We start from the raw sequence: 12,117 nt of genomic DNA, 5'->3' as shown, positions 1-12,117 counted from the left end.
TCATCGCTCTTCAGGCAATCCAGCCGCCAATGCATTCACTGCCGCAGAGGCAATCGCGGATCCTCCACGACGTCCGCGCAAAGCGATAAAATCACAACCCCGAGGACGCGCAGCTAATTCTGCCTTACTCTCGGCCGCCCCGACAAATCCAACAGGAAAGCCCAAGATTACCGCAGGTTTCGGCGCGCCAGCATCAATCATCTCAAGCAAATGAAACAGTGCTGTGGGCGCGTTCCCGACAGCCACGACCGCACCCTCCAAATGAGGCTCCCACAGTTCAACCGCGGCAGCAGAGCGCGTGTTACCAATCGATTGCGCATGCTCAGGTGTGCGTGGGTCATTGAGCGTGACAATCACCTCGTTATCGCATGGCAAATAGCGGCGAATGATCCCAGCCCCAACCATTTCGCAATCGCACAACACAGGCGCGCCTGCTTTCAAAGCACGATGTCCCGCAAGATACCCACCTTGCGAATAGGCAATGCGATCTGCGATTTCTACCATCCCGCAGGCATGAATAAGCCGGATCGCGAGTGCTTGCATGCCCGTATCAAAGCGATCCAAATTCGCCTCCGCACGGACAGTCGCAAAGCTTTGTTTGTATATTTCAGCTGGGGCGCGCTCGTAAGGTCTCACGATTTTGTCCGAGCACTTTCAGGCCCGTGCGGGTGCTTGGCGTGAGGATATTCTGCGTGGTGATGGTGGTCATGATCGTGGTTATGCCCCTCGTCATCATGATGGTGATGATGGTGGTGATGATCATCCTGCATCTTCAAACGGCACATGCCGGTGCAGAAGGTGTCACACAAAGTACAATCCGCCACGTTAGATCCCGGCGCAGAAGCACCTTGCCCTTCCACATGATGGTGATGGCTTTCTTGAACAGCGCCAACTTCGGCCTCAAAGCCCAAAACCTGTACGCGGTACTTGCACATCACACACGTGGGTGGTGGCACAGAGGCAAACGCCGGATGCTGGCGATCCTCTGGCTTGATGTGATGGTGATCGCCATTATCAAACGCCAAGACCTGCTCGCGGAATGCGCATATTCCGCAGTTGGGTGGCGGCACCGCACCAATCTGTTCCTGTACACGCTCAGCAAAGGTTTCTAGCACTTTCGGATGATCACCCAGATAACCTGCCTTGACGAATGTAATCTCGGGATGCTCTGCCGCGACTTGATCTGTGAAGCCGTAAATCCGGTCAATCAAGATACCGCTGAATAGGAAGTATGGGAAAACGATAATGCGTTTATAGCCAAGCTTGCTCGCGTGTTGCAGGCATGGCTCTACCAACGGGAAGGTCACGCCAGAATAGCCGACTTCAAGCCAGCCAAAGCCCATGCCCTCTTGCAGCAAACGCGCGATTTTGGCGACGTTGCCATTCGCATCAGGGTCCGATGCACCGCGACCGATCACCACAAGGCACGTATCTTCCAAAGCAACTTCACCGTGCTCGGCGTTGGCACCTTCGACGGCATCTTTGATGCGCGCACCCGCAGCGGCTACCATTTTAGGATCAACGCCAAGTTCGCGGCCATAAGACACCTCAATACCGTGCTTGGCCGCATATGTATTAAGCACTGTCGGGATGTCATTCTTGGAATGCATCGCAGCAAACAACATACCTGGAACAGCCAAAATCTTATCACACCCCGCATCGCGCAGCTTATCAAGACCATCGCGGATCACAGGGTTGGCGAACTCTAGATAGCCGTATTCCATTTGCCAATCGCTTGGTAAAAACGGTGGCAGTTTTTCTGCTAGCGTCGAAAATTCATCTACTGCGGATTGGCTGCGTGAGCCATGGCCACAAATCATCACACCGATCTTGCTCATCGCCTTATGCCTCCTGCAATTCTTCGTCAGGCTCGACGTCGTCTTCATCGCTGGCCTCATCCTTTTTGCCTTTGGACGCGGCCCAGGCGCCCAGCGCGATTGCTGCGCCCAAAGCAGCAGCACCAATCCAATGACCATGGCCTGCCACATCGGCCAAATGACCCACATGCGCCATGGCAGTATTTGCCCAAAGCACCGCAGCCATACATGTCAAAGTGAGTTTCATCTGAGCCGTCTCCTTCATCGATACAGCGTCGCAGGAGAAGTGCTCGCGAGCCTCAGCTCACATCAACCACTGACGGTTTCTTCCCTATTTGGGTCAACGATAACGTCACACCTGTTCGGCCCATTGGGTGTTGTTGAACGCGCTTATAGGCGTGCGCGCAGAGCCTTTCAAACGGATTCGCGCCACTCTGCGGCTTAGCAGCGACGCCGCTCGAACCAGCGCTCTGGCGTCAGGGTGCCATCGATCTCATCAATGGTGTCATGTGTGTGCTGGAAAGGCGTCCGTTCAAGCAAAGCAAGCGCGCGTTTGTTATCTGCATGGGTGATTGCCACAATCCGCGCGATCTTGGTTTGCACGAACAGCCATGCGCAGACCATTTCAACCACATCAAATCCGATGCTTTGCCCCTGCGCACCGGCGGCTAACGTGATACCCAGTTCTGCCTCGCTTTCATTATCCGCTATGTGCACACCGACATCGCCAATCAGCGCATTACCTTCTCGCACCGCAATGCCAAGCTGCGTCCATGCCCCAGCTTCAAGAAGCGATGTGGCTTCCATATCGGTTAAGAACCCAATGGCCTCTTCCTCATCCATCGACTTCCAGCCTTGGAACTTCGCAACCTCAGGATCACCGCGATAGGCGCGAAACGGCGTCAGACCCTCGCCCGATAAACGGCGCAAAACCAGGCGCTTGGTTTGTGACAGTGTGATCTCGCCCACCTGTTCTGTGCAATGCTGCACGATCCCTGCGCGCCGACTAGCCTATGTGCGCAAGCCCAACTGGTCTAAATCCACCGTAACGAAATTGCGAAGGACAAAAAAACATGGGCTTGCTGGTAGGCGGAGTATGGCACGATCAATGGTACGACACAAAAGCATCCGGTGGTGCGTTCGTGCGATCAACCGCAAAGTTCCGCAATTGGATCACCGCTGACGGCAGCGCTGGCCTCACTGGTGAGGGCGGTTTTCCCGCAGAGCTTGGCCGCTATCATCTCTACGTCAGCCATGCTTGCCCTTGGGCGCATCGCGCATTGATCTTTCGCGCGCTCAAGGGACTGAACGATCATATCACTGTCTCTGTCGTGCATCCAGATATGCTGTCCGATGGCTGGACTTTTGAGACAGATGAGCATGGCGCGACGGGTGACACGCTTTATGGCCTGCCCTTCGCGCGCGACATTTACATCAAGGCGGATTCCACAATCTCTGGCCGTGTCACAGTTCCGATCCTTTGGGATAAACAGCGCGACACGATTGTATCGAACGAATCCTCCGAGATTATTCGCATGTTCAATTCAGCCTTTGATGCATTAACGGGCAACACTGATGATTACTGGCTCGAGGAGATGCGCGAGAGAATCGAAAAGGTTAACGCACGCATCTATGACACCATCAACAACGGCGTTTACAAATCCGGTTTCGCCACGACACAAGCGGCTTATGATGCGGCAGTTGGCCCGCTGTTTGATAGCCTTGAATGGGTCGAACAGCGCCTAAGTAAGAACCGCTACCTGATGGGCGACACGCTGACAGAGGCCGATTGGCGATTGTTCACAACCCTTGTGCGGTTTGATCCAGTCTATCATTTGCACTTCAAATGTAATCGCAAGCGGATCGTGGATTACCCGAACCTCTGGGCCTACACGCGTGAGCTATATCAGGTGCCAGGCGTCGCCGAGACAGTGAATTTCGAGCACATCGTGCGGCACTATCACTATTCTCACGAGACGATAAACCCGAACAGAATTATCCCGACGAATCCTGTGCTCGACTTCATGAAGCCACACGGGCGCAATTAACGGACGCGATTAATCCACAGTCGCGTAATGCTGCACCATCGTCGCCAGATCCTCTGGCGGCGTTGCACTTTGTACGAACGCGCATGCGTTAGAACTAAGCTGGAAAATCGACCCATCGGAGAAAAACGAGGTGTTGGTCACAAATATGATGCGCGCGTCAGGTCTGCGGTAACTTGCGTAATCCGCGATCGCCAAGGCTTGGCCGTCCGCCAAAATCAGATCAAGAATAATCATCTCAAACGGATGCGCACTTAGCGCCGCGAAAGCCTGTGATTGGCTTGTTGCAAGGGTAACCTTCATATCACGACGTTCAAGGCACGCTTTCCACAAGTTTCCCAGGTCCGCCTGCCTTTCAACGATCAATACGTCCATGTTGTTTACCGCTTATTTTTGTATTCGGTTTAATTCGGTGTCGCTCTCAAGCATTAACATTGCGTTAACGATCGTACGGTCTAACTAATTTTTCGTTAACTTAGCGACAAATACTTGCGGTTTGAGCGTGTTTCCGCTTGAAGCGTCACACAACAGGGGCTGTCAAAGGGGCACCATCAAATGACCACGTGGATCACAGTTTGCGACACTTGCAAGCGCGACGACTGGAATGCTGAAACGGATGCTCAGACAGATGGCGAACGCCTTGCGATCGCGGTTGAGAAGGCTGCTGAAGACACAGATGTCAAAACCCGCCGCGTGTCTTGCCTGATGGGCTGTTCGCACAGCTGCAACATCGCCATCCAAGCGCCTGGCAAACTCTCCTACACTCTTGGCAAATTCGACGCCTCAACCGAGGCTGCCGAAGGCATCGTGGAATACGCGGAGAAGCACGCTGCAGCGGCGACGGGTCAAGTTCCGTTTCGCGAATGGCCCCAAACCATCAAAGGCCACTTCATCACCCGCCATCCCCCATTGCCCGACGCGGAATGAGCGCACAGGAACGCGATCATGGCGGTGGCCTTGATAAAGCCGTCGCCCAGTACGGTGGAATGCGCGCGCAGTGGATTGACCTCTCGACAGGTATCAATCCTGCCCCATATCCAATCGGCGATTTCACCTCAGATGATTGGACCGCCCTTCCAGATGCTACGGCATTTAACGTCCTGAACACGGCGGCGCGGCAATTCTGGAACGTCCCTGCAGGTGCCGCAATGCTGCCCGCGCCGGGTGCTTCGTCCTTGATTGCGCGTATTCCAGCGCTCGCCCCGCCCTCGCGTGTTGATATCCCAACGCCAACCTACAATGAACATGCTGCCGCCTTTTCACAGCAGGGCTGGGCACTGGCCGAAGACAACACTTTCACGGCGCAGGTCCTTGTTCATCCCAACAACCCCGATGGTCGCCTTTGGCAGAGTAGCGACGTTACAGCCCAGCTCACCATTATCGACGAAAGCTTTTGCGATATCGCGCCCGATGCCAGCCTGATGCATTTAGCAGAGCGCGAAGGCGTCATCATTCTCAAGAGCTTTGGCAAATTTTGGGGCCTCGCAGGCCTGCGTTTGGGATTTGCTATTGGCGATCCAGACCTAATTGCACAGCTCAAGAATTTCATCGGACCATGGGCCGTAAGCGGGCCCGCGCTTCGCACTGGTGCAACGGCTTTGAGCGATCTGCACTGGGCTAATCAGACGCGTGCGCGCCTTGGCACAGATGCCGCGCGGCTTGATCAGTTGATGGCAAATCACAGCGCGACTCTGGTCGGCGGCACGTCCTTGTTTCGTCTCTATGACGTTAGCGAGGCGGCGGCTTGGCAAGATAAACTTGCCCAAGCCCATATCTGGAGCCGGATTTTTCCCTATTCCAAACGCTGGCTCCGGTTGGGTCTGCCAGCTCCTGATCAATGGGCAAGGCTCAGCGCGGCGCTTTCGGCACAGGCATGACAACTGCTGCGATCCTCATATGCGCGTTGCTTTTGGACGCGCTTCTTGGCGAGCCGCGCTGGCTTTGGTCGCGCATCCCACATCCTGCGGTTCTGATGGGTAACCTTATTGGCTGGGCGGATGAACGCTTCAACAGGGGAACAAATCGCAAACTCAACGGCGCACTCACAATGTTCGCCTTGGGTATCGTCTCACTGCTGTTTGGCACAGCTTTGGCGCAGCTCGGCTGGATTGTTGAGCTGATGGTGACGGCCATTCTAATCGCTCAAAAATCGCTCGTCGAACACGTCGCCGCAGTCGCAACAGGTCTACGCCACTCGACCCAAAATGGGCGCGACGCAGTCGCGATGATTGTCGGGCGCGACACCGCTGAAATGGACGATCCCGCCATTGCGCGCAGCGCTATTGAAAGCGCGGCAGAGAACCTCTCGGACGGCATCATCGCACCGGCCTTTTGGTTCTTGATCGGCGGCCTGCCGTTGCTATTGCTCTATAAAATCACCAACACGGCCGACAGCATGATAGGGTATCGCACGCCCAAACATGAGGACTTCGGCTGGGCCGCAGCGCGCTTTGACGATCTAATAAACCTGATCCCTGCGCGCCTCACTGCACTCTTGATCGCCCTGCCCTATGGCCTGTTGTCACAAACACCAACAATCAGATCCGAAGCGCGTAAACATCGCTCCCCCAATGCGGGTTGGCCCGAAGCGGCGATGTCGCGCGCGCTTGGTATCGCGTTATCAGGCCCGCGCAGCTATGATGGAGCGCTACGTAGCTTTCCATTTGTGAACCCGCAAGGACGTCGCCCTCTCGGCGCGCAAGACATTGAGGCGGCCTGCCGTGCGCTCTGGGTCACATGGGGGGTTTTTACCGCTTTGGTGTTTGCGCTCTGGCTGTTCAATTTCTAAACTACAAAAAACCCATTTAAAGGATTTATCGCTATGCTCTCTCGCCTGTCCGCCCTAGCTCTTATTGCGGCATTTGGCGTGTCGCCTGCGCTTGCCCAATCCTGTGGCGGCTCCTTCAGCAACTTCGTCGATGGCCTGAAAAAAGAAGCGGTGCAGCGAGGTCATGAGGCAGCGACGGTCGATCGTTTCTTCGCCAATGCGCGCAAAGAAGCAGCAGTTCTGAAAGCAGACCGTGCGCAAGGCGTGTTTCAGCTTCCCTTCGTTGATTTTTCACGTCGCCTGATCAGCCAAAACCGCATAAACAAGGGCCGCGCGATGGGGCAAAAATACGCACCCATCTTTGCGAAGATCGAGAAGGATTACGGCGTATCGCGCGGTGTTCTTCTGGCGTTTTGGGCATTCGAAACGGACTACGGCACGTTTCAGGGTGATTTCAACACGGCAAACGCCTTGATGACCTTAGCGCATGATTGCCGTCGGCCTAAGCTGTTCCGCCCGCAGATCTTCGCAGCACTTGAGCTGTTTGAAAAAGGTGATTTCGACCCCACTCGCACCACAGGGGCATGGGCAGGCGAAATCGGCATGGTGCAAATGCTGCCTGCTGACATCTTGGAAAATGGCATCGACGGCGATGGCGACGGGCGCGTCTCACTTAAGACATCCGCGCCAGATGCGCTTCTTTCGGGTGGCAAAATGCTCAGCGCTTTGGGCTGGCGTAAGGGAGAGCCCTGGTTACAAGAGGTGACTATGCCCAAAGATTTCAATTGGTCCAAGACAGGTCTGAACCATTCCGCGAGCGCGCGTGATTGGCAAAACATGGGCGTGCAAGCACGCGACGCGCAATTGGTTGACGGCCTACCCAGCTCGATCATTCTGCCACAAGGGCGCAAAGGTCCCGCTTTTCTCGCCTATCCAAATTTCCGCGTCTATTTTGAGTGGAACCAAAGTTTTACTTACGTTCTGACTGCCGCATATTTTGCAAACCGCTTGGAGGGCGCGCAGGTTTATAATTCGGGGACGCCCGATACAGGCTTAAGCGGCGCAAAAATGAAAAGCCTTCAAAAAAAGCTGGCAGCGCGTGGATATGATGTAGGCAAAGTCGATGGTATCTTGGGGGCGAAGACGCGTTCGGCGGTACAAGACATACAAACAAAAATGGGGCTACCCGCTGATGCGTGGCCGACCTCATCTTTGCTCGGAAAATTGTAAGCGAGCAATCGTAATTCCAGCTTTCGGTCCCCTCTCAAAGAGGCCGAGAGCCTTAGAACGTCTCTGGCTGAACCGCTTTCGCTGCGCCAAACGCGGTCGCTTTATCGCCTGCGTCTTCCTCAAACAGCTTGCTTGTGCGCACACCGGGCAATTTCGCAAAGTTTTCCATCAGCTTTTTCGGGAACAGATAGCTGCCGATGCTGTTAAAGCCCGGAAGCTGTGACAGCAAACGTGACGTGGACGCCGTACATTGCGCCTGACTTTGTGCCCCCAAGCCACGCGCAATGGCAAAGGCTTGCTCAGCAACCTCTGGCGACACAGTAATTTCCTGCATCACGACATGGTAGGTTTCACGTGAGTGTGCGCTTTTATAGATGCCGAAAACTTCAGGGTTCACGCCGTAAATCACATCGTTACGCTCTGGAATGCGCGGATGTTTGAACGTACCCGCAGGATCCCAGATCACACGTTGAGACGCATTGATCATCAAAGACGTATGCGCACCGCCACCAGAGCGGTTGGAAATCATCGTCATCAGCGTCAATGTTGACGGACCTGCTTCACGATACGCCATGCGCGCGACAATCTCGTCAGTGGCCCATTCAGATTTCGCAGAACAGCCCATCAGGGCAAGTGGTAAAAGCAGGCATAAAATAAACTTGCGCATAGTAGCCGCCCCCCAGCGGAATAAAGCGCACCAAAATAAGGTGCGCTTTCGAAGTATCAGCCGTTAACGAGAGCTGCAAAAATGAGGATGCCAATAGAGACAACAGCGCCCCAGGTGACGTATTTCATGAAACCTTCAAAGGTTTTCTCTTGCACAGATGTGTCCATGCTACCGTGTTTGTGATCAGACATCATAAATCTCCTGAAAATTGATTTAGCGCTCGTTAGCCGATTCCGCCGCGAGTGTCACCTAGAACCAAGGCGCGCACCCCTAAATTCTGTGTAAAATTACGCACTATCTGTGGCGAGCTTAAATCAAATGCGGTTGAGTTCTTCCGTTTCGACTTCTTTTGGCAACGCGCGCAGCATAACGTTCAGCTGACTAACATACTGAACAAGCTGGGTTTTGCCACCGCCGGGTCAGAGCCGTAGAATGTCACAATATCAGGATCAAAAAAACCATGCCTTCGATCTTCAAGACACCCGCGTCGCGGCCCATAAAGCCCATGGCGACTTCATGTTCGTTATCAAGTTGCTCTTCAAAGTTCTGGATATAAAGGATCAGGCGCTCGTAGGCCCATTCCGCAGGGTTTTTCACCTTGGCAGGCTTGTCACCCAAACCATCCGTGCGCTCGCCGCGCAGTTTGCCATCGCCAGTGTGCTTTTCAAAGCTGCTTGGCAAAGCGGCTTGGCAAAGCGGCGGCTTCCGCAGCTTCGGCTAAAGTCTTGATCTGATCGTCCATTACTGTTCCTCACATCGTCGCACGCTTAACTTTTGCGACTGTAAACCCACGCGCCATCTTCGCGTTTTTCTCGCGTGACGCGACCTTCCAGCCAAAGGTGCTGCACATGTGCGATGGATTCAACCAGTGCCAGGCCATATTCTGCAGGACCGATCTTGCGCTTGAACAGAACCCCAAAACAATCGCCAGCGGTGCATGGCGTTTCCAAATGGGCTTCAAGGCGGTCCAAGGCGCTGTGATGGTTGTCGATCAATTGGCGCATCCGAGTCGGAAGACCTGTGAATGGCAGCTTGTGCCCACCTAAAACAAGGTGATCCGCGCGTGCGAGTGTGTTCAAACGCTCACAGGCCTCCAGCCAATCCGCAACGGGATCCGCGTCCGGTTCTGTTGCGTAAACCCCAATATTTGAGCTGATCGAGGACAGGATTTGGTCTCCCGCAATCACCAAATTATCATCACGCGACCACAGCGTTGCGTGCTCGGGCGCATGACCGTTGCCCATGTGAACATCCCAATCGCGCCCACCCGCACGAATAGTATCACCTTGCTTGAGACGCCGATAGCCAAGCGGAAGCGGCGCAACCACATCCGAAAAATTGAAGGGCCGCTCCTGTGCACGCTCTTCGATAATAGCCGCGTCCATGCCCGCACTGCGCCAAAAGGCAAGTGTTTCGGGTGTGGCCACCTCTTGCGTATCAAGCTGGAGCATCCGCCCCATCAACCAAGCCGTTCGCGTCGTCCAAAGCTCTGCGCCGTGTTCAGACTGAAACCAACCGGCAAGACCGATGTGATCAGGATGATGATGCGTCACGATCACCCGCGACACAGGTTTCCCGCCAAACGGACCTGCGAGCAGATCTTGCCAGATCCCACGCGATTTGCGGCTGTCAAAACCCGTATCAACAATCGTCCAACTGTCGCCCTCGTCTAGCGCATAAACGTTAACGTGATCCAGCTTCATCGGCAAAGGCAAGCGTACCCACAGTACACCTTGGGCGACTTCTATCGCCTCGCACCCGCTTGGCGGGTTGTCCCACGGGTAGTGCATACTTACCGTGTGTTCACTCACACCGCGGCCAATTCATCAGCGCTAAGCGCATAGAGATCGCTATCACCAACACGCGCTTCGCTAAGCAAACTGACGTGCTCTGACAGCAATCGCGCTATATACACCGTCGCAAGTTTGGTGCGCGAACCTTTGCCCTGCTCGGCCATTGCGGCTTTCAAATGCACATAGCCCCCAAGGACCCGTGCGAAAGCTTTCAGGTAAGGCACGGCCCCCGCAAAGCGCGCATTCAGCGCATCTTGCGCCAGCATCCACTCCGTGGTCTGGCGTAGGTTTTCGGTGGCATCCCAAAGCGGTTCCGCCAAGGCTGGGCAAGCCTCGCGCGAGGCCTCGGTGAATTGTTCGACCTCGTCCAGCAAAGCGAACGCCGCATCCCCGCCATCCATCAATTTGCGAGCGACCAAATCCATCGCTTGGATGCCGTTTGTGCCCTCGTAAATCGCCGTGACGCGCACATCGCGGTAGAACTGCGCCGCGCCCGTTTCTTCGATGAAACCCATGCCGCCATGCACTTGCACACCCATTTCGGACACGCGCATTCCTGTTTCTGTACCGAACGCTTTGGCAATTGGCGTAAGAAATGCAGCCCGTGCGCCCCACCCAGTTGAGCCTGTCGCGCTCTGCATATCAATCGCTGCTGCACACATTAACGCAATCGCGCGCGCTGCGAAAACATCAGCCTTCATCACAGCCAACATGCGGCGCACGTCCGCGTGGTCGATAATTGTGCCCGTGCCGTTTTCAATCGGGCGGCGCCCTTGTTTTCGCTCGCCCGCGTAGACCATAGCCTTTTGCAAAGCACCCTCAGCCGCACCAATACCCTGACCACCAACACCCAAACGCGCATTGTTCATCATCGTGAACATCGCCCGCATGCCGCCCCCTTCGGGTCCAACAAGCCAGCCTTTCGCGCCATCAAATTGCATTACAGCGGTCGGGCTGCCATGCAGGCCCATTTTATGCTCCAAACTGACAACTTTGAGCGTATTCGTTTCACTGGGATTGCCCGCATCGTCGGGTAGGTATTTCGGCACCAAGAACAGGCTGATACCCTTCGTTCCCGCTACCCCGTCAGGCAAACGCGCGAGGACCAGATGGCAGACGTTCTCGGCCACATCATGATCGCCCCAGCTGATGTAGATCTTCTGACCTGTCACGCTGAAACTGCCGTCGCCATTGGGTTCAGCCTTTGAGCTTAGCGCGCCCACATCGCTGCCCGCTTGAGGCTCCGTAAGATTCATTGTGCCTGTCCACTCACCCGAGATCAGTTTCGGTAGATAAAGCGCTTTCAGTTCATCAGAGGCGTGATGCTCCAACGCTTCGATCTGGCCTTGCGACATCAGCGGCGCGAGTTGCAGCGACAAACAGGCCCCCGCCATCATTTCGTTCACAGCCGTTGTCACCGTCATTGGCAGACCCATGCCGCCAAATTCAGGCTGCGCGGACATGCCAATCCAGCCGCCCTCAGCAATCGCCTTAAATCCATCCGCGAACCCCGGCGAGGTGCGCACAACGCCATTTTCCAAATACGCAGGTGTCAGATCGCCATTGCGGTTCAACGGTGCAATCTTGCCTGCACTTAGATGTCCCGCTTCGTTTAAAACTGCGGCTACAACGTCGTTTGTCGCATACTCAAAGCAGTCTTGCGCGGCGATCTCGCTATAGTTCACAACGTGATCAAAGAGGAACTGATACTCGGAAAGCGGAGCGCGATAGGACATGTCTGTTGTCTCTCTTCAATGTAATTTACAAGCGCGATAATGATACGTATTCCATCACGAGC

At 55.0% G+C, this 12,117-nt stretch carries 14 protein-coding genes and 1 pseudogene; 5 read left to right on the top strand and 10 right to left on the bottom strand.

The features are described 5' to 3' along the window. The 4 genes from QZ280_RS05915 to QZ280_RS05900 form a co-directional block, all read right to left on the bottom strand. Window positions 1-636 (bottom strand): precorrin-8X methylmutase, encoded by a 636-nt coding sequence (locus QZ280_RS05915; protein ID WP_293441644.1) that lies wholly within the window; start codon window positions 634-636, stop codon window positions 1-3. Next, window positions 633-1,838 carry a sirohydrochlorin chelatase gene (locus tag QZ280_RS05910; RefSeq protein ID WP_293441643.1) on the bottom strand — a complete coding sequence of 402 codons (1,206 nt, stop codon included), beginning with the start codon at window positions 1,836-1,838 and terminating at the stop codon, window positions 633-635. Before QZ280_RS05910 ends, QZ280_RS05915 begins: the two co-directional genes overlap by 4 nt. A 4-nt stretch (window positions 1,839-1,842) precedes the next feature. Beyond that, window positions 1,843-2,064 carry a DUF6732 family protein gene (locus QZ280_RS05905; protein ID WP_293441642.1) on the bottom strand — a complete coding sequence of 74 codons (222 nt, stop codon included), beginning with the start codon at window positions 2,062-2,064 and terminating at the stop codon, window positions 1,843-1,845. Between the two features lie 194 nt (window positions 2,065-2,258). Then, complete coding sequence (locus QZ280_RS05900) at window positions 2,259-2,786, bottom strand: GNAT family N-acetyltransferase (RefSeq protein WP_293441641.1); 528 nt, start codon at window positions 2,784-2,786, stop codon at window positions 2,259-2,261. 104 nt (window positions 2,787-2,890) lie between these two features. Between QZ280_RS05900 and QZ280_RS05895 the strand changes: the two genes are divergently transcribed. Continuing rightward, window positions 2,891-3,865, top strand: coding sequence for a glutathione S-transferase family protein (locus QZ280_RS05895; RefSeq protein ID WP_293441640.1), 975 nt, complete (start codon window positions 2,891-2,893; stop codon window positions 3,863-3,865). Between the two features lie 9 nt (window positions 3,866-3,874). Here the strand turns inward: QZ280_RS05895 and QZ280_RS05890 are convergent, their stop codons facing one another. After that, a complete protein-coding gene (locus QZ280_RS05890; RefSeq protein WP_293441639.1) occupies window positions 3,875-4,237 on the bottom strand; it encodes a response regulator in 363 nt (120 codons plus the stop codon). Window positions 4,238-4,417: 180 nt separating this feature from the next. On the opposite strand from QZ280_RS05890, the gene QZ280_RS05885 reads away from it, so the two are divergent. The 4 genes from QZ280_RS05885 to QZ280_RS05870 are packed head-to-tail and all read left to right on the top strand — an operon-like array spanning window position 4,418 to window position 7,859. After that, window positions 4,418-4,789, top strand: coding sequence for a DUF1636 domain-containing protein (locus QZ280_RS05885; RefSeq protein WP_293441638.1), 372 nt, complete (start codon window positions 4,418-4,420; stop codon window positions 4,787-4,789). Further along, a complete protein-coding gene (locus tag QZ280_RS05880; protein ID WP_293441637.1) occupies window positions 4,786-5,739 on the top strand; it encodes a threonine-phosphate decarboxylase in 954 nt (317 codons plus the stop codon). The genes QZ280_RS05885 and QZ280_RS05880 overlap by 4 nt, the downstream gene beginning before the upstream one ends. Further along, window positions 5,736-6,650 carry an adenosylcobinamide-phosphate synthase CbiB gene (gene cbiB, locus QZ280_RS05875; RefSeq protein ID WP_293441636.1) on the top strand — a complete coding sequence of 305 codons (915 nt, stop codon included), beginning with the start codon at window positions 5,736-5,738 and terminating at the stop codon, window positions 6,648-6,650. Before QZ280_RS05880 ends, cbiB begins: the two co-directional genes overlap by 4 nt. Before the next feature lie 33 nt (window positions 6,651-6,683). After that, window positions 6,684-7,859 (top strand): lytic murein transglycosylase, encoded by a 1,176-nt coding sequence (locus tag QZ280_RS05870; RefSeq protein ID WP_293441635.1) that lies wholly within the window; start codon window positions 6,684-6,686, stop codon window positions 7,857-7,859. 52 nt (window positions 7,860-7,911) lie between these two features. Here the strand turns inward: QZ280_RS05870 and QZ280_RS05865 are convergent, their stop codons facing one another. The 5 genes and pseudogenes from QZ280_RS05865 to QZ280_RS05845 all read right to left on the bottom strand — a co-directional run bounded on the left by QZ280_RS05865 (window position 7,912) and on the right by QZ280_RS05845 (window position 12,055). Further along, a complete protein-coding gene (locus QZ280_RS05865) occupies window positions 7,912-8,526 on the bottom strand; it encodes a hypothetical protein (RefSeq protein WP_293441634.1) in 615 nt (204 codons plus the stop codon). 56 nt (window positions 8,527-8,582) lie between these two features. Beyond that, complete coding sequence (locus tag QZ280_RS05860; protein ID WP_293441633.1) at window positions 8,583-8,717, bottom strand: aa3-type cytochrome c oxidase subunit IV; 135 nt, start codon at window positions 8,715-8,717, stop codon at window positions 8,583-8,585. Between the two features lie 123 nt (window positions 8,718-8,840). Then, a pseudogene (locus tag QZ280_RS05855) lies at window positions 8,841-9,268 on the bottom strand (hypothetical protein). 25 nt (window positions 9,269-9,293) lie between these two features. Then, window positions 9,294-10,316: an MBL fold metallo-hydrolase gene (locus tag QZ280_RS05850; protein ID WP_293441696.1), complete on the bottom strand. Its 1,023-nt coding sequence runs from the start codon at window positions 10,314-10,316 to the stop codon at window positions 9,294-9,296. Between the two features lie 17 nt (window positions 10,317-10,333). Next, window positions 10,334-12,055 (bottom strand): acyl-CoA dehydrogenase, encoded by a 1,722-nt coding sequence (locus QZ280_RS05845; protein WP_293441632.1) that lies wholly within the window; start codon window positions 12,053-12,055, stop codon window positions 10,334-10,336. Window positions 12,056-12,117: the final 62 nt, after the last annotated feature.

It is taken from the genome of Planktotalea sp. (assembly GCF_018607995.1).
Lineage (GTDB): Bacteria > Pseudomonadota > Alphaproteobacteria > Rhodobacterales > Rhodobacteraceae > Planktotalea.
Note: the sequence above shows the minus strand (reverse complement) of the source record. Positions and strands in the feature narration are given on the sequence as shown.

Coding starts and splice junctions, on each gene's coding strand:
- QZ280_RS05910 (WP_293441643.1), bottom strand. CDS start 1,838: ATGAGCAAGATCGGTGTGATGATTTGTGGCCATGGCTCACGCAGCCAA.
- QZ280_RS05905 (WP_293441642.1), bottom strand. CDS start 2,064: ATGAAACTCACTTTGACATGTATGGCTGCGGTGCTTTGGGCAAATACT.
- QZ280_RS05895 (WP_293441640.1), top strand. CDS start 2,891: ATGGGCTTGCTGGTAGGCGGAGTATGGCACGATCAATGGTACGACACA.
- QZ280_RS05890 (WP_293441639.1), bottom strand. CDS start 4,237: ATGGACGTATTGATCGTTGAAAGGCAGGCGGACCTGGGAAACTTGTGG.
- QZ280_RS05885 (WP_293441638.1), top strand. CDS start 4,418: ATGACCACGTGGATCACAGTTTGCGACACTTGCAAGCGCGACGACTGG.
- QZ280_RS05880 (WP_293441637.1), top strand. CDS start 4,786: ATGAGCGCACAGGAACGCGATCATGGCGGTGGCCTTGATAAAGCCGTC.
- cbiB (WP_293441636.1), top strand. CDS start 5,736: ATGACAACTGCTGCGATCCTCATATGCGCGTTGCTTTTGGACGCGCTT.
- QZ280_RS05870 (WP_293441635.1), top strand. CDS start 6,684: ATGCTCTCTCGCCTGTCCGCCCTAGCTCTTATTGCGGCATTTGGCGTG.
- QZ280_RS05865 (WP_293441634.1), bottom strand. CDS start 8,526: ATGCGCAAGTTTATTTTATGCCTGCTTTTACCACTTGCCCTGATGGGC.
- QZ280_RS05860 (WP_293441633.1), bottom strand. CDS start 8,717: ATGTCTGATCACAAACACGGTAGCATGGACACATCTGTGCAAGAGAAA.
- QZ280_RS05850 (WP_293441696.1), bottom strand. CDS start 10,316: ATGCACTACCCGTGGGACAACCCGCCAAGCGGGTGCGAGGCGATAGAA.
- QZ280_RS05845 (WP_293441632.1), bottom strand. CDS start 12,055: ATGTCCTATCGCGCTCCGCTTTCCGAGTATCAGTTCCTCTTTGATCAC.